Annotated in this window: 21 protein-coding genes and 1 pseudogene; 11 read left to right on the plus strand and 11 right to left on the minus strand. The window is 72.3% G+C overall.

The features are described from left to right. Positions 1 to 271 precede the first annotated feature (271 nt). Entirely contained in the window at positions 272 to 1,837 is a 1,566-nt protein-coding gene (locus tag LIU39_RS22815) for a peptide ligase PGM1-related protein (protein WP_227048695.1), read from the plus strand. 2 nt (positions 1,838 to 1,839) lie between these two features. On the opposite strand, the gene LIU39_RS22820 is transcribed toward LIU39_RS22815, so the two are convergent. The 5 genes from LIU39_RS22820 to LIU39_RS22840 form a co-directional block, all read right to left on the minus strand. Continuing rightward, positions 1,840 to 2,736 (minus strand): alpha/beta fold hydrolase, encoded by an 897-nt coding sequence (locus LIU39_RS22820; RefSeq protein ID WP_227048699.1) that lies wholly within the window; start codon positions 2,734 to 2,736, stop codon positions 1,840 to 1,842. A 43-nt stretch (positions 2,737 to 2,779) separates the two neighbouring features. Then, entirely contained in the window at positions 2,780 to 3,985 is a 1,206-nt protein-coding gene (locus LIU39_RS22825; RefSeq protein ID WP_308409407.1) for a beta-ketoacyl-[acyl-carrier-protein] synthase family protein, read from the minus strand. 35 nt (positions 3,986 to 4,020) lie between these two features. Continuing rightward, on the minus strand, positions 4,021 to 4,251 hold the full coding sequence (locus tag LIU39_RS22830) for a phosphopantetheine-binding protein (RefSeq protein WP_227048702.1): 231 nt from the start codon (positions 4,249 to 4,251) through the stop codon (positions 4,021 to 4,023). A 326-nt stretch (positions 4,252 to 4,577) separates the two neighbouring features. Further along, a complete protein-coding gene (locus LIU39_RS22835; RefSeq protein WP_227048704.1) occupies positions 4,578 to 4,922 on the minus strand; it encodes a hypothetical protein in 345 nt (114 codons plus the stop codon). Then, positions 4,919 to 5,083: a hypothetical protein gene (locus LIU39_RS22840; protein WP_227048705.1), complete on the minus strand. Its 165-nt coding sequence runs from the start codon at positions 5,081 to 5,083 to the stop codon at positions 4,919 to 4,921. Before LIU39_RS22840 ends, LIU39_RS22835 begins: the two co-directional genes overlap by 4 nt. A 101-nt stretch (positions 5,084 to 5,184) precedes the next feature. On the opposite strand from LIU39_RS22840, the gene LIU39_RS22845 reads away from it, so the two are divergent. Further along, positions 5,185 to 5,838 carry a TetR family transcriptional regulator gene (locus tag LIU39_RS22845; protein ID WP_227048708.1) on the plus strand — a complete coding sequence of 218 codons (654 nt, stop codon included), beginning with the start codon at positions 5,185 to 5,187 and terminating at the stop codon, positions 5,836 to 5,838. Here the strand turns inward: LIU39_RS22845 and LIU39_RS22850 are convergent. Together LIU39_RS22850 and LIU39_RS22855 are read right to left on the minus strand one after the other, a co-directional pair. Beyond that, the gene (locus tag LIU39_RS22850) at positions 5,835 to 7,121 is read right to left on the minus strand and encodes a M6 family metalloprotease domain-containing protein (RefSeq protein WP_227048709.1); all 1,287 of its coding nucleotides are present in this window, start codon (positions 7,119 to 7,121) and stop codon (positions 5,835 to 5,837) included. The genes LIU39_RS22845 and LIU39_RS22850 overlap by 4 nt on opposite strands. Positions 7,122 to 7,178: 57 nt before the next feature. Continuing rightward, a complete protein-coding gene (locus LIU39_RS22855; RefSeq protein WP_227048711.1) occupies positions 7,179 to 7,880 on the minus strand; it encodes a rhomboid-like protein in 702 nt (233 codons plus the stop codon). 334 nt (positions 7,881 to 8,214) lie between these two features. Here LIU39_RS22855 and LIU39_RS22860 point away from each other — a divergent pair, with 334 nt between their 5' ends. Together LIU39_RS22860 and LIU39_RS22865 are read left to right on the plus strand one after the other, a co-directional pair. After that, positions 8,215 to 8,892, plus strand: a complete 678-nt coding sequence (locus LIU39_RS22860) for a TetR/AcrR family transcriptional regulator (protein WP_372464015.1) — start codon at positions 8,215 to 8,217, stop codon at positions 8,890 to 8,892. Between the two features lie 164 nt (positions 8,893 to 9,056). Next, a complete protein-coding gene (locus LIU39_RS22865) occupies positions 9,057 to 10,595 on the plus strand; it encodes an MFS transporter (protein ID WP_227048713.1) in 1,539 nt (512 codons plus the stop codon). Between the two features lie 86 nt (positions 10,596 to 10,681). Here LIU39_RS22865 and LIU39_RS22870 read toward each other — a convergent pair whose 3' ends face one another. Beyond that, positions 10,682 to 11,188 carry a MarR family winged helix-turn-helix transcriptional regulator gene (locus LIU39_RS22870; RefSeq protein WP_227048714.1) on the minus strand — a complete coding sequence of 169 codons (507 nt, stop codon included), beginning with the start codon at positions 11,186 to 11,188 and terminating at the stop codon, positions 10,682 to 10,684. A 101-nt stretch (positions 11,189 to 11,289) separates the two neighbouring features. Here LIU39_RS22870 and LIU39_RS22875 point away from each other — a divergent pair, with 101 nt between their 5' ends. After that, positions 11,290 to 12,066 carry a dioxygenase family protein gene (locus tag LIU39_RS22875; protein ID WP_372464010.1) on the plus strand — a complete coding sequence of 259 codons (777 nt, stop codon included), beginning with the start codon at positions 11,290 to 11,292 and terminating at the stop codon, positions 12,064 to 12,066. A 30-nt stretch (positions 12,067 to 12,096) separates the two neighbouring features. Here the strand turns inward: LIU39_RS22875 and LIU39_RS22880 are convergent, their stop codons facing one another. Then, positions 12,097 to 13,146: a questin oxidase family protein gene (locus LIU39_RS22880; RefSeq protein WP_227048716.1), complete on the minus strand. Its 1,050-nt coding sequence runs from the start codon at positions 13,144 to 13,146 to the stop codon at positions 12,097 to 12,099. Positions 13,147 to 13,294: 148 nt separating this feature from the next. Between LIU39_RS22880 and LIU39_RS22885 the strand changes: the two genes are divergently transcribed. Together LIU39_RS22885 and LIU39_RS22890 are read left to right on the plus strand one after the other, a co-directional pair. Continuing rightward, the gene (locus LIU39_RS22885; RefSeq protein WP_227048718.1) at positions 13,295 to 13,741 is read left to right on the plus strand and encodes a cupin domain-containing protein; all 447 of its coding nucleotides are present in this window, start codon (positions 13,295 to 13,297) and stop codon (positions 13,739 to 13,741) included. Positions 13,742 to 13,830: 89 nt separating this feature from the next. Continuing rightward, positions 13,831 to 14,388, plus strand: a complete 558-nt coding sequence (locus LIU39_RS22890; protein ID WP_264483135.1) for a pyridoxamine 5'-phosphate oxidase family protein — start codon at positions 13,831 to 13,833, stop codon at positions 14,386 to 14,388. A 145-nt stretch (positions 14,389 to 14,533) separates the two neighbouring features. Here the strand turns inward: LIU39_RS22890 and LIU39_RS22895 are convergent, their stop codons facing one another. Both LIU39_RS22895 and LIU39_RS22900 read right to left on the minus strand, forming a co-directional pair. Next, positions 14,534 to 15,049 (minus strand): hypothetical protein, encoded by a 516-nt coding sequence (locus LIU39_RS22895; RefSeq protein WP_227048720.1) that lies wholly within the window; start codon positions 15,047 to 15,049, stop codon positions 14,534 to 14,536. A gap of 154 nt (positions 15,050 to 15,203) precedes the next feature. Further along, positions 15,204 to 15,821, minus strand: a pseudogene (locus tag LIU39_RS22900) (GNAT family N-acetyltransferase). Between the two features lie 187 nt (positions 15,822 to 16,008). On the opposite strand from LIU39_RS22900, the gene LIU39_RS22905 reads away from it, so the two are divergent. The 4 genes from LIU39_RS22905 to LIU39_RS22920 all read left to right on the plus strand — a co-directional run bounded on the left by LIU39_RS22905 (position 16,009) and on the right by LIU39_RS22920 (position 21,055). After that, entirely contained in the window at positions 16,009 to 17,010 is a 1,002-nt protein-coding gene (locus LIU39_RS22905) for a sigma-70 family RNA polymerase sigma factor (protein WP_227048721.1), read from the plus strand. A 235-nt stretch (positions 17,011 to 17,245) separates the two neighbouring features. Beyond that, positions 17,246 to 18,013, plus strand: coding sequence for a DeoR/GlpR family DNA-binding transcription regulator (locus LIU39_RS22910; protein ID WP_227048741.1), 768 nt, complete (start codon positions 17,246 to 17,248; stop codon positions 18,011 to 18,013). Continuing rightward, entirely contained in the window at positions 18,010 to 18,957 is a 948-nt protein-coding gene (gene pfkB / locus LIU39_RS22915) for a 1-phosphofructokinase (protein ID WP_227048722.1), read from the plus strand. The genes LIU39_RS22910 and pfkB overlap by 4 nt, the downstream gene beginning before the upstream one ends. A gap of 118 nt (positions 18,958 to 19,075) precedes the next feature. After that, complete coding sequence (locus tag LIU39_RS22920; protein WP_227048723.1) at positions 19,076 to 21,055, plus strand: PTS fructose transporter subunit IIABC; 1,980 nt, start codon at positions 19,076 to 19,078, stop codon at positions 21,053 to 21,055. Positions 21,056 to 21,093 lie beyond the last annotated feature (38 nt).

The following is a 21,093-nucleotide window of genomic DNA, read 5'->3' on the forward strand; positions in this document are numbered from 1 at the left end:
TGCGTGACGTGGATATCTGTGCCATGCGATCGGCCCCACCCGGAAGAGTGTTTTCCCCTGCTCGCCGACCAGGCTTCCCGGCACACCAAAACAAACCTACACGGAGCCTGTGCCGCGTTGCACTCCGGTTCGTTTGCCGCAGGCGATATCCATGACGGCAACCCTCCACCGGACCCGGGGAACAGGTTCACCCCGAGGAACAACAACCCCACCCCCGAACACGCCCCCCAACACCCCACGTTGCCCGCATCCGACCGCGACGCTGGTTCCCATGTGTTCACACTGTGCAAGCCGCGCCGGGTCCAGTGGTTCCCGTCGCGCGGGCCATGACGGCGACGCCTCCTGTCGGCCGGCCCGGATCTGTATTCAGAGCAGGGAGTGCAGTCCGCAGCTGCTGGAGCGGCTGACGGGCGCGACCCTGTTTCCCGAGCGTTTTCTCGGCTCGGCCGTCGTCAATACCGTCTGCCGTTCCGGCGGGCATCTGCTGTATGTGACGGCGCCGCCGGTGGCCGACGCGGACCAGCAGGTCGACTACTACCTCGGGCTGCTTCCCGAGAGGCCGGAGCGTGGCGCGGAGCGGGCCCGGATCCGGCTTGTGGGGCTCGACGACCGTTCGCCGCGCTGGCTGAGCGAGAAGATTCTCGATCCCGGCAGTGCGGACGCGGCGCGGGTGCGTGCCGTGCTCCGTGCGTTCGTCGAGCGGGAAGAGGGCAACGGGCGGTGCGTCGGGCTGAGTTACTTCGAGCCGTCCGAGCCCTTGGAGCGGCTGGGCCGCGATCTGGGGGTGCCGGGTGACCAGGCCCACTCGTCGTGCATCCCGCTGGGCACCAAGCACGCGGGACGCGAACTCCTGCGCAGCGCAGGTGTCGAGGTCCCGCAGGGCAGCGCGCTGTGCCACACCCTCACGGAGCTGGCCGGGGAGATGGCACACCTGGTGCGCAGGGGGTGCCGGAGGTTTGTGGTGAAGCTGAACAGCACCGCGTACGGCGGCGGTCTCGGCAATGCGCTGCTCGACCTCGGGGACATCGGGGATCTCGTGCCCGCTGCGGACGGGCAGGACGGGCAGGACGACGGCCGGCTCGCCGACCGTATTCTTGCCCGGTTGCCGGATGCCGTGCTGATGGACGTCAAGATCACCTGGCAGGACTTCGCCGAGGCGGTCGAACGCGAAGGCGCCCTCGCGGAGGAACTGCTGGCGGCCGACGAACTCCTCAGCCCCAGCTTCCAGGGCAGGATCGGCGACGACGGTACGGTGGCGGCCGTCTCCACGCACGACCAGGTGCTCAGCGGCTCGGGCCAGACCTTCACCGGATGCGCCTTCCCGGCGGACGCCGCGTACCGCCGGGCCGTCATCGGCCACGGCCTGCGGGTCGGCCGCGCCCTGCGGGAGCGCGGGGTGACCGGCGGGGACTACGGCGTCGACTTCCTCGCCCTGCGTTCGGCTGCCGGATGGCGGCTCGTCGGCTGTGAACTGAACCTCCGCGCGACCGGAACCAAGCACGCCTTCACCATGGCCGGCGGCCTCCTGGGCGTCGCGCCGACGGAAGACGGCCGGCTGATCGTCGACGGCGCGGAGCGCGTGTACGAAGCGTCGGACGGCATCATGGACACCCGCTACCGAGGGCTCAGGCCCGCCCGGCTGATCCGCGCGATCAGCGGGTCACCGCTGCGCTACGACCACGTCAGCAGGACCGGAGTCGTGCTGCACATGCTGAGCGCAGTGGTCACGTACGGGAAGTTCGGCGCCGTGTGCATCGGCCGGAACGGTGCGGAAGCCGGCGCCATGATGCGCGGGGTCCGGGCCCTCGTCGACGGGCTCGTCGCGGCCGGGCCGTAGTCTCACGCGGAAGCCGGCTCGGGGTGTGGTGCGCGGGAGGCCGCGGCGGGCGCGAAGCCGGCGGTTTCCAGCGGCCGGTCGGTGAAGAAGCGGAGCAGGAGGTCGATCACTTCCTCGGCGCGCTCCAGCGCCACCCAGTGGTCCGCTTCCGCGAAGCTGACGAAGCGGCTGCCTTCGATGGTGTCGGCGAAGGCCCGCTGCCGGTCGGGCGTCGAGACGTTGTCGTGTTCGCCGCAGAAGACCAGCGTGGGCACGCCGCGCAGGACACCCGACGGATTGACGGTCTCGGCCGATGAGCGCTCCAGGACGTCGAAACCGTGAGCGGTGCGGGTGACCGCGTGTGCCAGCAGCCGCTTCACGTAGCGGTGCACCAGCTTGCGGTGCCGTACGGTGCGGCTTTCGTCCTGGCAGAGGGTGAGTTCGAGTACGAGGTCGACGAACGCGTCCAGTTCACCGGCTGCCATGTGGCCTGCGGCCTTGTGCCACAGCTCCATCTTCTCGTCCGTGGTGGAAGCGGGTACGCCCCCCAGCAGCAGCCGCGCGACGCGGCCCGGCCGGCGCTGGGCGAAGGTGAAGGCGAGCACCGAGCCGAACGAGTAGCCGAAGATGTTGACCCGGGAGATGCCGAGGTCGTCGATGACCTGCTCGATCGCGTCGTGCATGACGTCCCACCCCTGGTCGCTGCGCAACGGGTCGGCGTCACCGGAGCCGGGCAGGTCGATGCTGATCAGGCTCGTCACCGTCAGCACGGGGGCATCGAGGTGCTGCCAGCCGTACTTGTCCTGCAAGGCACCGCCCAGAACGAGAACGGGTTCCGTGCGGGATGCGGGTTGCCGCAGCACCCGGTAGCTGTACGACAGGCCGTCCACGCTCAGGTTCCGGATCGTTTCTTCGGTCATGGCTCTCCTTGAGTCGGTTCCGGGTGGCCCCTTGCGGCGGCTGTCACCCGCGGGTGAGGACCAGCGCGGCGTTGTGTCCGCCGAACCCCAGCGACGTCTTCACCACGCAGTCCAGCCGTGCCGGGCGGGCTTCCTTGCGCACCGTCTCGACGGCGATCCGCGGGTCGGGCGACTCCAGATTCGCCGTGGGCGGGACGAGTTGATGCTGGAGGGCCAGCACGGCGAAGGCCGTCTCGATGCCGCCGGCCGCGCCCAGCGTGTGCCCCGTCATGGCCTTGGTCGACGTGACCAACGGGTGGGCGCCGAGCACCCGGTGGAGCATGGCGCTCTCGACGAGGTCGTTGACCGGCGTCGACGTGCCGTGCGCATTGACGTGCCCGACGTCGGCACCGCACACCCGGGCGTCGGCCATCGCCGCCCGCAGGGCGCGCTCGGCGCCTGCGCCCTCCGGGTGGGGGGCCACCGGAGCGTAGGCGTCGTTGGACGCCCCATAGCCGACGACCTGCGCCCGCACCCGTGCACCACGGGCGCGGGCATGTTCGGGACGTTCCAGAACGAGGATGCCGGCGCCTTCTCCGATGACGAAGCCGTCGCGGTCCACGTCGAACGGACGGCAGGCCGCGGCCGGGTCGTCCCGCCGGGTGGACAGTCCCTTCAGCTTGCACATGCCGGCCACCAGGAGCCGGGAGCACACCGACTCCGTTCCGCCGGCGATGGCGACATCGCACAGGCCCGCGCGCAGCAACTCCCGGGCCAGGCCGATCGCGTCCGTACCCGAGGAGCAGGTGGTGTTCAGGCCGAAGCTCGGGCCCACGGCCCGCAGGTCACGGCAGACGCTCGCGGCGGCGCAGTTGGTGGTGGTCAGGGCGGCGGTCATCGGAGAGACGCGTCGCGGGCCCCGCTCCAGCAGGACCCGCTGCTGCTCGCCCTGGTAGACGAACCCGCCGTTCGCCGTGCCGATGACGACCGCGACCCGGTCGCCCTCCCACGCCGACGGGAGCAGCCCGGCGTCCGCCACCGCTTCACGGGCGGCCAGCACCGCCAGCTGGGAGAACCGGTCCAGCAGGCGCTGCTCGCCGACGTCGAACGACTCCTGGACGCCGTCACCCACGAGGTACATGAAGTCGCAGGGCAGGTCGTGGAGTTCTGGCGGCTTGCGGACGCCGGACGGTGCACTGGAGGTGGTGACCCGGTGCCAGTTCTCCTTGACGCCGCGCCCTGCCGCCGTGATCAGGCCGAGCCCCGTCACGGCGGCCGCATACGCCTCCCTCCCGCCGCCACCGCTCACGCGGCCGCCGAGTGCACGGCCGCGAGCAGTTCCCCGACACTGTTCTGCGGGGTCAGCACGGCACTCTCCAGGTCGACGTCCAGATCTTCCTCGATCAGCAGCCGCAGTTCCTCCAGCGCCAAGGAGTCGACGCCGAGATCCCGCAGGGGGGATTCCGGGCTGACAGCCTGCTGCGGAACTCCCATTTTCGTCGTCAACAGCGTGCTCACCTGCTGCGTGATATCCACTCGAATTTCCTGTCCTCGTGGCCGGAAAGGTTCCGTCAGGCGGAACAACGGCACGGCCCTTCCCTGAGTTACGCCGCCACAGGGGCGCTGGAGGGTGCGCGATGCGTTCGGGCGGAGGGAGCGGAGGCGGTCGGTGCGGGGGAGCCGGACATGGGGGCATCGCCGGTGCATCGGGTGGCGGCGGCGGGCGGGCGGCGCCGTGTCGTGCGGGGCGTTCGGGGCATGGGCACCCGACGCCCTTTTCGAGCCACTCGCAGCCGGCCCACTCCGGGTGCCGCCGGATCATCAGTGCCGAGATCTCCTCGACGACGGTGCGGGGCGCGGTGTCAGCCCGTGAGGTGCCAGCTGACGGTGCCGTCGGTGGTGACGAGGACGGCGAGGAGGATGAGGTCGGCCGCGCCCAGGGCGAGGCCGAGGAGTGCGCGGCCGCGGCGGGTGGTGCGGCGGGCCAGGGCGAGGGCGCCGAGGATCAGGGCGCAGGGGCCCAGGACGACGTTGAAGACCAGGGTGCCGAGCAGGCCGAAGACGAAGGAGGCGACGGCCAGGCCGTCGGCGTGCGTGCGTGCGGCCGGTCGGGGTGAATCGCGGTGTACGGAACCGGAGTTGGCGGTTTCGGCGACCTCGTCCGTGGTGGCCGCGGTCGTGGTCCTGTGGAGCGCGGTGAGGGTCATCGGGGCGTCCCCTCGGCCGGGTTGCGGCGTTCGCGGAGGTGGAAGACGAGCAGCCAGCCGGTGATGACGGCGGCGGCGATGAGGGTGACCGGGACCGGAAGATGTGCCGCGGTGCCCAGCAGGACCCCCATCAGGAGGAGGGCTGCGACGAGGAAGAGCATGAGCTGCCTTTCCCACTCGGAGGACAGTTGTTCACTGACTTCCTTCAGTGTAGGGCTCGCGCGAGTGGAAGAGTTCGGAGAACGGTTGTTTACTGGATGACATGAGTCACACCGTGGGAGTCCGCCAGGCCCAGAAGCAGAAGACCCGTCAGGCGCTGCTCGACGCCGCGCTCGGCCTGCTGGCGGAGCAGAGCCTGAGCAGCCTGGGCCTGCGTGAGGTGACACGGGTGGTCGGCATCGCCCCGACCGCCTTCTACCGGCACTTCCGTGACCTGGGGGAACTGGGGGTCGCGCTGGTCGAGGAGGCGCTGGGCAGCCTGCACTCCATGGTGCGGGCGATCCTCGCCGAACAGGCCGCGGCCGAGGAGCGGATCGACCGTACGGTGGCGGTGGTCGAACGGCATGTGCGCGAACACCCCGCGCACGTACGGTTCGTGGCCCGCGAACGGCACGGCGGCGTGCGGGCCGTGCGGCAGGCCATCGCCGGGGAGCTGGAGCGGTTCGGCGCCGAGGTCGCCGACGCACTCAGGACGCAGCCGGTTTCCCGTGGTTGGAGCGACGACGACGTACGGATGCTGGCCGACCTGTACGTCGACCGGCTGGTGACCACGGCGGCGGCGATCCTGGACGCGGAGGACGCCGGGAGCCCGGAGGGGGAGCGGGAGCGCGCGGTGCGGGTGGCGCGCTGGCAGCTGCGGCTGATCAGCATCGGCCGGCAGCACTGGAAGGACGAGGAGTCCGGCGAGCGGCCCTAGCGGGTCCTGGCGTCGGGCGGCCGTATGCGGATGCGGTAGGTGCCGTCCGGGTTGCGGGCGAGGACGCTGACGGCGGCGTGGCTCCGTGGGTCGGTGTAGGTGGCGCCGGGGCGGAAGGCGGCGTCGGTCAACTCGGCGTGTACGTAACGGTTTCCGGTGAGGCAGCCGCCGCTGTGCGGGGTGGCGTCCACGACGCGGAGCGGGCCGCCGCCCGATGCGACATCGGTGGCGACGCGGTAGACGAGGACGCCGGGGCGGCAGAGGGCGGGATCGAGCGGGCCGCGGGTGCGGGCCTCGGCGACCAGGGCGGTGCGGGCGGACGTCGGCATCACGACGATCTTGGTGCCGCCCGGTGACGGCATCGGCGTGAGGGTGAACTCGGCGGCCGGGCCGCCCGGTTGCGCGCAGGCCACCTGGCCGGCGCCCAGCCAGCCGAGCTTCCATTTGTGCCAGCCGGTGAAGTCGTTGGCGGGCCCCCAGTCCTCGTCCATCGGATCCCAGTGCCCGGCCGCGGGCGGGGCGTTGCGGCCGTCGGTGTAGTAGAGGTCGGGCAGGCCGAAGGAGTGCGCGTTCTCGTGGTTGATGACGCGGAACGGGCTCGGCCCCGGCTGCCGGCTCCAGATGAAGGACGCATTGCGGAACGGCACGCCGTCGCCGGTGCGCAGGCCCAGGTCGCTGCCGCTGAAGGTGACGGACAGGACGGTACGGGTCGCGGCGGGGCCCGCGTTGGGCGCGGCGATGACGTTGACGATGTCGTAGTCGCGGAAGTCGACGGAGGCGTCGGCGGCGCGGACGATCTCCTGGGAGAGCGCGTGGTAGCCGCCGTCCGACGCCGGATCGAAGGCGGCCCCGCGCCGTATGCCGTACGCGGCGAGCGGCCGCGCCATGTGGAGCCACTTCAGGAGCGGGGCGGGGCGGTAGACGAGCCGGCCGTACGAACTGGTGTGGAAGAACTCGGCCGCCGCGGGGAAGAACTCGGCGAAGCGGGCGCGCGGGGTGATCGTGGCGCGGGCGTCGGGGAAGTCGATGAAGAGGGTGAGGGCCCTGACGGTGCCGTGTGCGCGGGCGTAGCCGTCGGGGGTGGCGGCGGTCTCGGCCACGTTGTCGGTGATGCCGCCCAGGGCGCACGGGCCGCTCGGCCGCTCGGCCGTCGCGGGTCCTTCCGGGGCCCGGGGGCCCGCCGTCGCGGGTATCGCGGTGGTGGCGGGCGGCCCGCACAGCGCGATGGCGGCCGTCGCCGTGGCCGCGCCGACGGCCAGCGCAGCGGATATGCACTGCTTCATACGGCTCACCCTGCGGCGGGGGCAGGCCGGGCGCGCGGGGGGTTACGTCATCCGGCGTCATGCGGGGGCGGGCCGCGGCGGCGCGGGGTCGGGGCGCCCGCGCACCAGGGGGTAGCAGGCGAGGCCGATGAGTACGGAGGCGAAGTGGCCGATGTCGGTGAAGTTACGGCCGGCGAGCAGCGGGGCGCCGTGGAAGGCCAGGACGCCGAGCACGTAGAGGTAGTTCCAGGGGGCGGCGAGGCGGTAGGTGAGGACGGCGATGACGCCGGCCAGGGCGTAACTGACGCCCACGTCGAGGGTGTTGACGGCGGAGCGCGGGGCGGCGCCGGCGCGGATGGCGAGGGCCAGCACGCCCTCGCTCAGGTAGGTCGCGCCGATGTGCGCGGTGGCCAGGACGGCGAGCCAGCGGCCGGTGCCCAGCCAGCGCTCGGCGGGCACGTGGACGACGTTGTAGACCACGAAGTACAGCAGCCAGCCGCCGCCGTCGAGCCACAGGGCGCTGGTGAGCAGTACCCGGACGGGGGAGTGCACCAGGTTGTGGATGTTGGTCGAGCGGTGCTGGAGGACGTGGGTGAGGACGGCGGGCGTGAAGCGGTGCATGATCACCGACGTCACCAGCAGGATGGCGAGCCAGACGAACGTGCCCGGGGCCCGGCGGACGTACGTCCAGAGGCGGGCGGCGGCGCGGGGGAGTGTGCGGGGCCCGAGGTGCGGCAGGAAGCGGGCCCGGAAGACGGTGAATCGGGACCTTTGACGCATAGCCGATAAATTATCAAGAGGGGCGGTCGGGTCGGGGCGAGCCGGTCGACGGTGTGTGGCTCAGGTCACATTTGAAGGGGAAATATCCGGGGAAGCCCTCCCCGTTTACACAGGCGTTGACGGAAACGGGGAGCAGATCCCCGCTTCGCAGGGGAGAGCTCCCCGCTCAGGGAGAACACCGCACGACGTCACACGCGTACGAAGACACGCACACACGCACACACGCACACACCACGACGCGGCCGGCCGGCGTTGACGAGGCCGGCCGGCGACGAGCAACGGGAGGAGGGCCGCCGTGACCGCGACCGGAACCAAGGTGAAGCTCCGGCAGAGCGTGCCGGCCGCGCGGTCCGCGGCGGCCGGGGAGCCGGAGAGGGCCGGTGCGGCCGGGCAGCCCCGGCTGCGCGCCGATGCGCAGCGCAACCGCGAGCGGATCATCGCGGCGGCCCGCGAGGCGATGGTCGAGTTCGGGGCCGAGGTCCCGCTCGACGACATAGCCCGCCGGGCCGGCGTCGGCAATGCGACGCTCTACCGGCACTTCGCGGATCGCCCGGAGCTGATCCACCACGTCACGCTCTCCGTCATGTCCCGCACCGCACAGACCGCCGAGTGCGCCCTCGCGGACGAGCCCGGCGACCCCTTCCAGGCGCTGCGGCACTTCGTCCACGCGGCGGTGGGGGAGCGGATCGGTGCCCTGTGCCCGCTGCTCTCGGACGGCGTGGACGTCTCACATCCCGACCTGATCGCGGCGCGCGAGCGGCTGGAGGCGGCCGTCGAGGCGCTCATGGCCGCCGCGCGCGACAGCGGCCGACTGCGCACCGACATCGCCGTCGGTGACCTGATGGTCGCGATCACCCAGCTGACCAGACCGCTGCCCGGCAGCGTCTGCGGCGACTTCGACCGCTTCGTGCACCGGCATCTCCAGCTGTTCCTGGACGGCCTGCTGACACCGGCACGCTCCGAACTCCCCGGCGCCGCCGCCACATTGGACGACCTCAGGCACCGGCCGTAAACCCCGGGCGGCGCACCGGCAACGGCGCCCGCGTCCGCCCGCGCAGCACCCTTCACACCACCGGCAGCACCGGTGCCGCAGGACCGTGGTCCCGCCGCACCGCGCCGCCGCCATACCCCCGTACCAGCTTTATCCGCTCACTGCACCACTAGGTGGATCCCGTCATGCCCGAAAACACCTCTTACGCCGACCCGCGGCGCTGGAAAGCGCTGATATTCATCGCCCTCGCGCAGCTGATGGTCGTCCTCGACGCGACGATCGTGAACATCGCGCTGCCCTCGGCACAGTCCGACCTGGGCATCTCCGACGCCAACCGCCAGTGGGTCATCACCGCCTACGCACTCGCCTTCGGCGGGCTGCTGCTCTTCGGCGGCCGTCTCGCCGACCTGTGGGGCCGCAAGCGGACCTTCACCATCGGGCTGATCGGCTTCGCCATCGCCTCCGCGCTCGGCGGGGCCGCGGCCAACCAGGGCATGCTGATGGGCGCGCGGGCGCTCCAGGGCGTCTTCGGCGCGCTGCTGGCGCCGGCCGCGCTGTCCCTGCTCGCGGTGACCTTCACCGAGGCCAAGGAACGCGCCAAGGCGTTCGGCATCTTCGGCGCGATTGCCGGCGGCGGCGGCGCCGTGGGCCTGATCCTCGGCGGCGTTCTCACCGAGTACATGAACTGGCGCTGGACCTTCTTCGTCAACATCCCGTTCGCGGTGATCGCGGCGGCCGGTGCCGTCCTGGTGATCCGTGAGCCCGCGGGCAGCCGCAACCCGTCCCGGCTGGACGTGCCCGGTGTCCTCCTGGCCACCCTCGGCCTGGTCTCGCTGGTCTACGGCTTCACCCGCGCCGAGTCCGACGGCTGGCTGGCCGCCCCGACGCTCGGCCTGTTCGTCGCCGCCGCCGTGCTGCTGCTGGTCTTCGTGCTGGTCGAGTCCAAGGTGAAGGCCCCGCTGCTGCCGCTGCGGGTGGTCGCCGAGCGCAACCGTGCCGGTGTCTACGCCTCGCTCGGCCTGGCCGTCATCGGCATGTTCGGGCTCTTCCTGTTCCTGACGTACTACCTGCAGATCGTGAAGGGCTACACGCCGGTCATGACCGGCCTGGCGTTCCTCCCGATGATCGTGGGCATGATCACCGGCTCGACGCAGATCGGCGCCCGCCTGATGACCCGCGTGCGCCCGCGGCTCCTGATGGCGCCGGGCTTCACGCTCGCCGCCGTCGGCATGCTGCTGCTCACCCGGATCGACCTCGGCACGTCCTACGCGACGCTGATCCTGCCCGCCTTCCTGATGCTGGGCCTGGGCATGGGCACGGCGTTCATGCCGGCCATGTCGCTGGCCACCCACGGCGTGCAGCCGCGGGACGCCGGTGTGGCATCCGCGATGGTCAACACCTCGCAGCAGGTGGGCGGCGCGATCGGTACGGCGCTGCTCAACACCATCGCGGCCAGCGCCACCACCGCGTACGCGGCCTCGCACGCGGCCGGGGCGCGTTCCCTGGACGTGCTGAAGCTCCAGTCGATGGTGCACGGCTACGCCGCCGCCATCTGGTGGGCGGTCGGCATCCTCGTCCTGGCCGCGGTGATCGCCTTCACCTTCGTCACCACCGGGCACCAGGGCGGCACGCCGGCCGCTTCCGGCGGCGGCGAGGGCGCGAAGGCGTCCGGCGGCGCGCACGACGAGGGCGACGAGGTCCGGATTCCGGTCATGGTGCACTGACGCCGGGCCGTGCGGGCCGGGTGCCCGCCGGCCGTGACGCGGTGACCTGCCGCTGTTCCTTGAAGGCGCCGGCCTTCCCTCGCTCCTCAGCGGAGCCAGGGGAGGTCGGCGCCTTTCGGCTGGAGTCCGTCGGCCATCACCCGGCAGATCTCGGCCAGTTGGCCGACCTGCTCGGGCGAGAGGCGGTCGAAGATCGCGCCGCGTACGGCGGCGACGTGTCCGGGGGCGGCTTTTTCCAGCACCCGCAGGCCCTCGTCCGTGAGGAGGGCGAGCTGGCCGCGCTTGTCGGACGGGCAGTTCTCGCGCCGTACCCAGCCGTTCTTCTCCAGGCGGGCGACCGCGTGCGAGAGCCGGGAGCGGGTGATCTTCGCGTTCTGGGCCAGCTCGGTCATCCGCATCCGGCGCCGCGGCGCGCGGGACAGCTGAACGAGCAAGCCGTAGTAGACGTGCGGCATCCCGGCGTCGCGCTGTAGCTGGCGATCGAGGTGATCCTCCAGCAGCGTGGTGGCGTGGAGGTACGACTGCCAGGCGTATTGCTCCTCGTCGCTGAGCCAGCGCGGCTCGGCTGCGGGTTCGGTGCTCATGCCATCCATTCTCGCATCGGCTCCGCTGTTCTTGAAGATTTAACAATGCGGGGATAGGCTGAAAGTTATCCTTGAACATTCAAGTAGGCGAGTTACGTACGGGAGTGGCGATGTCCGTGATGCCGGCCCTCTACCTCAGCCACGGTGCACCGCCGCTGGCCGACGACGCGCTCTGGCCGGGCCAGCTGGCGGCCTGGGCCGCACAACTCCCGCGCCCCACAGCCGTACTGATCGTCTCCGCCCACTGGGAAGAGGCCCCGCTCGCCCTCGGCGCCACGGGGACAGTGCCGCTGGTCCACGACTTCTGGGGCTTCCCCGAGCACTACTACCGGGTGCGCTACGCCGCGCCGGGCGCACCGCAGCTCGCCCAGCGGATCCGCGCCACGCTGCGGACGGCAGGCACCCCGGTGCAGGACGTCCCCGACCGCGGGCTCGACCACGGCGCGTACGTCCCGCTCGTCGAGATGTTCCCGCGGGCCGACGTCCCGGTCCTGCAGATCTCGCTGCCCACCCTCGACCCGCGCCGCCTCTTCGACATCGGCCGCAAGCTGGCCCCGCTGCGCGACGAAGGCGTACTCATCGTCGGCAGCGGCTTCTTCACGCACAATCTGGCCGCCCTGCGGCATCAAGGGCCGGGCGTGCCGTCCTGGTCGGCGGAGTTCGACGACTGGGGCCGGCGGGCCCTGGAGGCGCGGGATCTCGACACCCTCTTCGACTTCCCGCACAAGGCGCCGGCCGGGCGGCTGGCGCACCCGCGCACCGAACACTTCGCGCCCCTGTTCGTCACCCTCGGCGCCGCGGACGCCCAGGGGCAGCTGGACGACGGCCGAAGCGTGATCGACGGGTTCTGGATGGGGCTCGCGAAGCGGTCGCTGCAGTTCGGCTGAGGGCGATCCGGGGGCGGACCGGCGCCGGGGTCAGCCTTCCGGCGGGATCAGCTCCTGGGAGCGGAGGGCGGCGGCCAGGGCGCGGTCGTCCCCTTCGGGTGTCCAGGAGGTCACGTCCAGGGCGGTATCGGCCAGCTTGATCGCGTGCGCGTCGCCGTGCGCGGTGGCCCGCGCGAAGACCTCCTCCGGGGTCAGCGACCCGGCCCGGAGCGGCGGCAGCGCCTCGTCCGGTGAGTAGACGGAGGTCAGGGCGGCGCAGGCCGCCCAGGCGGCGTGGAGCGAGGGCGCCCACAGGGGGCGTGGCAGCACCGGCAGGGTGCGCAGGATGGCATTCGGTGCGGTCGCCGCGTGCACGAGCAGGATCGCGTCGCCGTGGGCGTAATCGACGTAGCGGTGGGTGGCCGCCCGGACCAGGGCGGCGAGTTGGTCCCGCGCCGCCTCCGGGTCCTGCGGTGCCGCGACGGCCTCGGCGGCCGCTGCCCAGCCCGGGGTTCCCGGCAGCTGGGCGAGGCCCTGGACCACGCTGACCTGCTGGTCAAGGACGTGCGGGAGGGCTTCGAGTGCGGCGGCGGGCGAGGCGGTGCCGGAGGGGGTGACCGTCACGGGCAAGGTGGTGTGCCGGGCCGCCCAGTAGCCGACCGCGTGCGCGAGTTCGGCGATGCGCGGCTCCTCCTCGCCCTCCTCCAGGAGGGTGCGCACGGCGTGGCCGACACGGATGACGGGATGTGTCGCCGCGCCCGAGATGCCGGGCAGCAGCCGGGGCCACCATGCGGCGAGCACCTCACGCCAGGGGCGCTCGGCGACGGCGTGGGTGAAGTACGTGGTCCAGTCGGTGACCCGCTGCGGATCGCCCAGCGCCTCCTGCCAGTTGGCGTCGGTGATCCGCTCCCTGGCGCTCGGTACGTCCTCCAGCTCGGCGGAATACCGGTCGAGCCAGCGGTGCACGGTGCGGGCCTGGCCGTGCCGGACCAGAGCCTCGACCGCCATGGGGCCGTGGTTGCTCAAGAAGCCGCGGAATTCGGGCCCGGTCGCGTGCAGTCGCTCCAGGGCCTCGTCGAGTGTGCCGCTCTGCGTATCCATGCCGCGAGGCTAGGCCGGGCGCGCGCGGTGTGTAACGGGCTGCGGCCCTACGCCGCTGGTCGGAAGGGTGGGGGCCAAGAGACGGGGGACGGGGCGGGAGCCGGGGCCGGGCGGCGGCATTGTCAGTGGTGCGTGGCACGCTGAAGTCATGAATGAAGACAGGGCAGTTGACGAGACGGCCGACGCCGCCGACACGGCCGGGCAGCCCGCCGGGGTGACGGACCTGGGCCGGGCCTACGACTCCTTCACCGACACCTGGGCGCCGCGGATCGCCGCCGTGGTCAACGACTACGACGTCAAGATCGCCAAGGTCGAGGGCGCCTACGTCTGGCATGCACACGCGGACACCGACGAGTTCTTCCTGGTCCTCGCGGGCCGGCTGACGCTGGAGCTGGCGGACCGCGATCCGGTCGTGCTGGGCCCGCAGCAGGTGTTCACGGTGCCGCGCGGCCTGTCGCACCGCCCGGTGGCCGAACCGGGCACCCGCATACTCCTCTTCGAACCGCGGGGCACGGTCAACTCCGGAGACGCCGAGCTGACCGGCGCGGACGCCTGGGTGTGCGCCACCGAAGGGGTGCCGCTGACGGCCGGGTAGGGCGGGCCTGGGGCGGCCTGGGCGGAGTCCGTGGGAAGCCGCGGGAAATCCGGACAGTGGATGTCGGGTAAGGGGGCGACGGTGGAGCCATGACGAGAAGCGAGAGCGCGGCGAGCGGGGCGGCGGACGAGGCGGGGGAGAGGGGCGCGGCCGGTGTCGGCTGGGCACAAGTGGTGGCGGCGGAGCCGGAGTTCGCCGCTCGGGTGCAGGAGCGGTTCGGGGCGTATGCCCACCACGTCCTCGGGACGCTGCGGGCGGACGGCTCGCCGCGGCTGACCGGCCTGGAGGCCGACTTCCGCCACGGCGAGCTGTGGCTCGGCATGATGACCGGCTCGCGCAAGGCCCTCGACCTGCACCGCGACCCGCGCTTCGCCCTCCACACCAACCCCGGCCCCGGTACGGACATGGCGGGCGGCGACATACGGATATCGGGGCGGGCGGCGGAGGTGCGCGAGGCGGAGGTGCTCAGGCGCTATGCCCACGCGGTGCGGCCGCCGGAGCCGTTTCTGCTCTTCCGGGCAGAGGTGACCGAGGTGGTGCGGACCTCCGTCACCGATCCGTATCTGGTGCTGGAGAGCTGGCGACCGGGGCGGCCGCTGCGCACCGTGCGGCGGACGAGCGTCGAGGCGTCGCCGGAGGCCGTTTGAGCACCTGCGTTATGGCGGGGCCGGGGGCGGTCGGCGGCCCGTGCGCTCCGGGGCGCCCCCAGTCCTCATGCCCCCGGCGCGGCACGGTCGTTCGGGAGTACGCACGCGGTGGCTCGGGAGTACGTACGCGAATCGTTCGGGCCGCTCAGTGCGCGCCGTGGGGCCTGCGGTGTGCACGGGGCCGGTGCAGGCCATGCGGCTCGCGTACGCGACGGCCGCGGAAGACGTAGAGCGAGACGAGGCCCATGATGATGCCCATGACGAGGCCCCAGGCGCTCGACTTCAGGACGGAAGGGCCGCTGAGGCTGTAGAGCCAGCCCATCGAGACGCCGAAGAGCGCGCCGTAGGCCAGCGCCCTGGTGTCGGTGATCATGGAGGACTGGAAGTGCACGAGCAGCAGCCCCAGCGCCCCGGAGACCACGGCCGCGATCAGCCCGAGCAGGGCGGCCTGGCCACCCTTCGCACCGCTGGTGTGGTCGATCCAGATCGTGTAGCAGCCGAATCCGAGCGCGGCGATCACGGGAAGTGCCACGGTTGCCGGGATGCGCCGTGCCGTTCCGGAACGCGCCGGTGGCGCCGCCGAGGTGGCGCCGTGTTCCTGTTCGACCGCGCCGTGTGAACGGGCGGCCCGCGCACCGTGGCGCAGAGCGTGCTTGACCATGACGGGCTCCTCTCGCTTGCCCTCTGTCCAGGCGACACCCGCACACCGCCCGCGTCAACCGGAGCGCCCGGAGGGCGAGTCGGGGCAGCCGGGGCACACACGGCGACGCCGCCCACCGACGGCCGGAGCGGCCGGCCCGAACACCTCAGCCCCCTCAGTCCCTCCGCGATCCCTCCCGATCTCCCAGATCCTTCTGGTACCAGGCGACGTCCCAGTAGCGGTCGAATTTGCGGCCGACCTCGGTGTACGTGCCGAGGTGACGGAAGCCGAACCGGGTGTGCAGGCGGGTCGATGCCGCGTTGGGCTGTGCGATCCCGGCATACGCGCGGTGGACGTCCGCATCGGCCAGTGCCGCGAACAGCGCCCGGTAGAGCAGCGTGCCGATGCCGCGGGCCGTCGCGTGCGGCGCGCAGTGGACCGTGACCGCGACGGAGGTGGCGTACGCGGCCTTCGGGCGGAACGGGCTGCTGGTCGCCTACCCGAGCAGGGCGCCGCCCGCCGTGCCTCCCACCGGGCCGCCCTCGCCGCGCTCCGCCCCGGTGTGCCGGAATTTCCACCGATCTGTCGTAGCCGGCACCCGCTGGGCAACCAGGAGCCGGTGCGGGCCGTCTTCGGGGTGGGAGAGCAACCACGGACGGCGCTGGTCCGGGGTGAACGGCTCCGTGTCGAATGTGAGGGCCGTCTCACGTACGTAGTGGTTGTACAGCTCGGTGAGGGCGGAGAGATCCACCTCGGTACCGGCCCTGACCTGCACTTCCCTGCTCCTGGGCAGCATGTGGCCTCCCTCGGTGGGGGCGCAGGGTACTGCATGATCAGAAAAAAGAGGCACGGCATGGGAATTCTGTCCGGATTCCAGCCGTTGTTTCCTTCGGATGGAGGTACTCGGTCACGGCCGGGTTCGCTGCGTCCACCGTCCCGCGAACGACTCATCACCGACTCATCGCAAAGGGAGCATACGCATGGCAACCCGTGCCGTCGCCCGCCGTCAGTCCACCAGGAGTGGCGCTGACGGGGCCAGCAGTGTTCGCGCCGTAGGCGGGGAGATCGCCGACCGCGACCTGGTCGGCATGTACCTCGACGAGATCGCGCGTACGCCCCTGCTCGACGCCGCCAAGGAGGTCGAGCTGTCCCAGACCATCGAGGCCGGTGTGTACGCCCGGCAGATCCTCGACGGGGTCGTCGCCGACGGCAATGCCGCGGGGGCGGAGCGCGAGGAACTGGAGGCGCTGGTCGCCGAGAGCGAGAAGGCCAAGGACGTCTTCATCCGGTCCAACCTGCGGCTCGTCGTCGCGGTGGCCCGCCGCTACCCGCGTGCCGGGCTCCCGCTTCTGGACCTGATCCAGGAGGGCAACGCCGGCCTGGTGCGCGCCGTGGAGAAGTTCGACTACGCCAAGGGCTTCAAGTTCTCGACGTATGCCACGTGGTGGATCCGTCAGGCCATCACGCGCTCCATCGCCGACCAGTCGCGCACGATCCGGCTGCCCGTGCACCTCGTCGAGGAGCTGGGGCGGATCCGCAGGGTCCAGCGCGAGTTCAACCGTGAGAACGGCCGCGACCCGGAGCCGGCGGAGGTCGCCGCCGAGCTGGGCTCCACCCCCGCCCGTGTCACCGACGTGCTGGACTGGGCGCGCGACCCGGTCAGCCTGAACATGTCGGTGGACGACGACGGCGACACCCAGTTCGGTGACCTCCTGGAGGACACCTCCGCGGCCTCGCCCGAGCAGTCCGTGCTCTCGCTGCTGCGCAGTGAGGAGCTGGAGGACCTCATCGACCGCCTCGACCACCGCACCGCCTCGATCATCAAGGCCCGTTACGGCATCGAGGACGGCCGCGAGCGCACGCTGACCGAGGTCGGCAAGCAGCACGGCCTGACCCGTGAGCGGATCCGTCAGATCGAGAAGCACGCGCTGCTGGAGCTGAAGCGGATGGCGCGCGACACCGGCTTCGACGCGGCGGCCTGACCCGCCGGGCCGAGCGGTCCCGCAGATCCGTAGAGCCCCGTTCCCGTTCCAGATCCCCAAGCCCCGGTGCCGAGAGGTGTCGGGGCTTCTTCGTGCCCGTGCCCGTGGCCGGCCGTATCGGCTTGCGATGTCTGCCTGAGTCCGTTCGTTGCCCGATTCTGTTTACTTCGTGGAATTGTGCGCGTAGCCTGCCGCTGAAACCACAGGGTCGGGCATGGAACGGACACAGACGCAGATGTACGCACCTGAGCGCCAGCAAGAGATCCTGCGCCTCGCCCGTGCGGCCGGGCGGGTCGACGTGCTGTCCCTCGCGGAGGATTTCCAGGTCACCGCCGAGACCGTGCGGCGCGATCTGAAGGCCCTGGACCGGGCCGGTCTGGTGCGCAGGGTGCACGGCGGTGCCATCCCGGCGGGCCGGCTGGACTTCGAGCCCGACCTCGCCGAGCGGGACGCGGTGGCCGCCGACGAGAAGGTACGCATCGCGCGGGCCGCGCTCGCCGAGCTGCCCGGCGGCGGCTCCGGCAGCATCATCATCGACGCCGGCACGACCGCGGCCCGGCTCGCCGCCGAGATCCCGCTGGACGCCGAGCTGACCGTGGTCACGCACGGCCTGCCGGTCGCGGCCCGGCTCGCCGATCACCCCGGGCTGACCCTGCACCTCGTCGGCGGCCGGATCCGGCAGCGTACCCGCGCCGCGGTCGACGACTGGGCGCTGCGCGCCTACCGCGAGATCAACGCCGATGTGCTGTTCCTGGCGACCAACGGTTTCTCGCCCGAGGGCGGCCTGACCACACCGGACCTCGCGGAGGCCGCGGTGAAGCGGGCGCTGATCGCCGCCGCCCGCCGGGTCGTCCTGCTCGCCGACTCCGCCAAGTTCGGGCAGCGGCAGTTCGCCCGCTTCGGCGCGCTGTCGGACGTGGACCTGCTGATCACCGACACCGGGCTCAGCCCCGACGACGCCCTCGCCATCGAACGCGCGGGCACGGAAGTAGTGCGCGCATGATCCTCACCGTCACCCCCAACCCCAGTCTGGACCGCACGTACGAGGTCCCGGCCCTGGATCGCGGGGCCGTGCTCAGGGCCACCGCCGACCGGATCGACCCGGGCGGCAAGGGCGTGAACGTCTCGCGCGCGGTCGCGGCCGCCGGGCGGCGCACCCTCGCGCTGCTGCCGGTCGGTGGCGCCGCGGGGGCCGCGCTCGCCGCGCTGCTGGAGGCCGAGGGCATCGAGGTGGCGGGTGTCCCGGTGGCCGGGCAGACCCGCTCCAACATCGCGGTCGCGGAGCCCGACGGCACCCTGACGAAGATCAACGCTGCGGGGCCCGAGCTGTCGGCCGCCGAGTCCGATGCGCTGCTCAACGCGGTCGGCGAGCGCTCCGTGGGCGCCGACTGGATCGCCTGCTGTGGCAGCCTGCCGCGCGGCCTGGCGCCCGAGTGGTACGCCGAACTGGTCGCCCGCGCCCACCGGGCCGGCGCCCGGATCGCGCTGGACACCTCGGGCCCGTCGCTGACGGCGGCGCTGCGCGAGCGTCCGGACGTCGTCAAGCCGAACGCCGAGGAACTGGCGCAGGCCGTGGGGCGCCCGCTGGCCACGGTCGGCGACGCCGTCAAGGCCGCCGGGGAACTCCGCTCCCGGGGCGCCCGTGCCGTGCTGGCTTCCCTGGGCGCGGACGGCCAGCTGCTGGTCGGCGCCGAAGGCACGTACTTCGGCAGCGCGCGGGTGGCCGCCGTCCGCAGCAACGTCGGGGCGGGCGACGCCTCGCTTGCCGGATTCCTCGGTGCGGGCGGGACGGGTGTGGCGGCGCTGGCCGCTGCGGTGGCCCATGGCGCGGCCGCCGTGCGGCTGCCTGGCAGTCAGATGCCGGCGCCGCCGGACCTCGATCCGGCGGCGGTCACCACGACCGGCGACGTCCCCCTGGACCGTCCGCTCACGGAGCCGGTGCCGTGACCGGCCACCCGCGCCCCGGGCGCAGCCCCGTACGGACGGCGGCGCCTGCCACCGCCGCCTCTTCCCCCTCCTCCGTCCCCACCGCCGCACGGCGGTACCGCGCGCAAGGGAGCCCGCGATGAGTGAGCTGATCTCCGCGGAACTGGTCGACCTCGACCTGTCCGCCGAAACGAAGGACGCCGCCGCCCGTTCGCTGGCCGAGCGGATGGCCGCGGCCGGACGCGTCACCGACCTGGAGGGCTTCCTCGCGGACGTGGCCGCGCGCGAGGCGCAGATGCCCACCGGCCTGGACGGCGGCATCGGCATTCCGCACTGCCGCAGCGCGCACGTCACGGAACCGACGCTGGCTTTCGGACGCAGCGCCGCCGGCATCGACTTCGGCGCGCCGGACGGCCCGGCCGACCTGGTCTTCCTGATCGCGGCGCCGGCCGGCGGCGACGCCGACCACCTGTCGATCCTCTCGTCCCTCGCCCGCCACCTGATGGACGCGTCCTTCACCGGCGCCCTGCGTGCGGCGACGGACCCGGAGCGCGCGGCCGCCCTGATCCGCGGCGATGAGCCGGGCGAGGAGACGCCGCCCGAGCCCGAGCCCGAGCCGGAGGCCGCGGCCCCCGTCCCCTTCCGTATCGTCGCCGTCACCTCCTGCCCCACCGGCATCGCGCACACCTACATGGCCGCCGAATCGCTGGCGAAGGCCGGCCAGGCGGCAGGTGTCGAGCTGATCGTCGAGACCCAGGGCTCGGCGGGCTTCGAGAAGCTGGATCCGCAGGTCGTGGCGGAAGCCGACGCGGTGATCCTCGCGCACGACGTCGAGGTGCGGGACCGGGAGCGGTTCGCCGGGAAGCCGGTCGTCGACGTCGGCGTGAAGGCCGGCATCAACCGTCCCGCCGAACTCATCGCCGAGGTACGGGAGAAGGCGGCCCGCGGCGGCGCGGGCGCCCCGGTGCGGGCCGCCGTGCCGATGGACAGGGGCAGCGACGCGACGGACGGCTTCGCGACCAGGCTCCGCACGTGGTTGATGACCGGCGTGAGCTACATGGTCCCCTTCGTCGCGGCCGGCGGCCTGCTGATGGCACTCGCCTTCGCGATCGGCGGCTATACGGTCAACAAGGCGCCGTCCGTCGCCGATCACTTCCTGTGGACCGAGTCCGCAAGCTGGGCCGCGCTGCTCTTCCAGATCGGCAGCACCGCGTTCGGCTTCCTCGTCCCGGTCCTGGCCGGGTTCATCGCGTACGGCATGGCGGACCGGCCCGGTCTGGTCCCCGGCTTCGTCGGCGGCGCGCTCGCGCTCACCATCGACGCGGGCTTCCTCGGCGGCCTGATCGCGGGCCTGATCGCGGGCGGCGTGGTGATGGCGATCCAGCGGATCCGGGTACCGGCACCGCTGCGCGGCATCATGCCCGTCGTCGTCATTCCGCTTCTCTCGTCGGCGGTCGTCGGGTTCCTGATGTTCCTGGTGATCGGCAAGCCGGTCGCGGCGCTCCAAAAGGGCCTGACCGACTGGCTGTCGGGCCTGTCGGGCGCCAACGCGGTCATCCTCGGCGTCCTGCTCGGCCTGATGATGTGCTTCGATCTCGGGGGCCCGCTCAACAAAGTCGCCTACGCCTTCGCGGTCGGCGGCCTGGCCAACCCCAACGAGGGCAGCCTGAAGGTGATGGCCGCGGTGATGGCGGCCGGCATGGTCCCGCCGCTGGCGATGGCGCTGGCCACCACCGTCCGCGGGCGGCTGTTCACCGCGGCCGAACGGGAGAACGGCAAGGCGGCCTGGGTGCTCGGCGCTTCCTTCATCACCGAGGGCGCGATCCCGTTCGCGGCGGCCGACCCGCTCCGCGTCATCCCGTCCGCGATGGCGGGCGGCGCGGTCACCGGTGCCCTCTCGATGGCCTTCGGCTGCACCCTCCGCGCCCCGCACGGCGGCATCTTCGTCGTCCCGCTGATCGGCCGGCCGTTCCTCTACCTGCTGGCCATCGCCGCAGGCACCGCCGTCAGCACGGCCCTCGTCCTCCTCCTCAAGGGCCTCCGCAACCGGGACACCCGGCAGCCCGCACCGTCCGAACCGGCCGTCGACCGGACGAACGGGGCGCCTGCCGCGGCCTGACGGGCCGGCCCGTGCCCGAACAAAGAACAAAGGCGGCC

The sequence above is a fragment of the Streptomyces pinistramenti genome, assembly GCF_020564935.1.
GTDB lineage: Bacteria > Actinomycetota > Actinomycetes > Streptomycetales > Streptomycetaceae > Streptomyces > Streptomyces pinistramenti.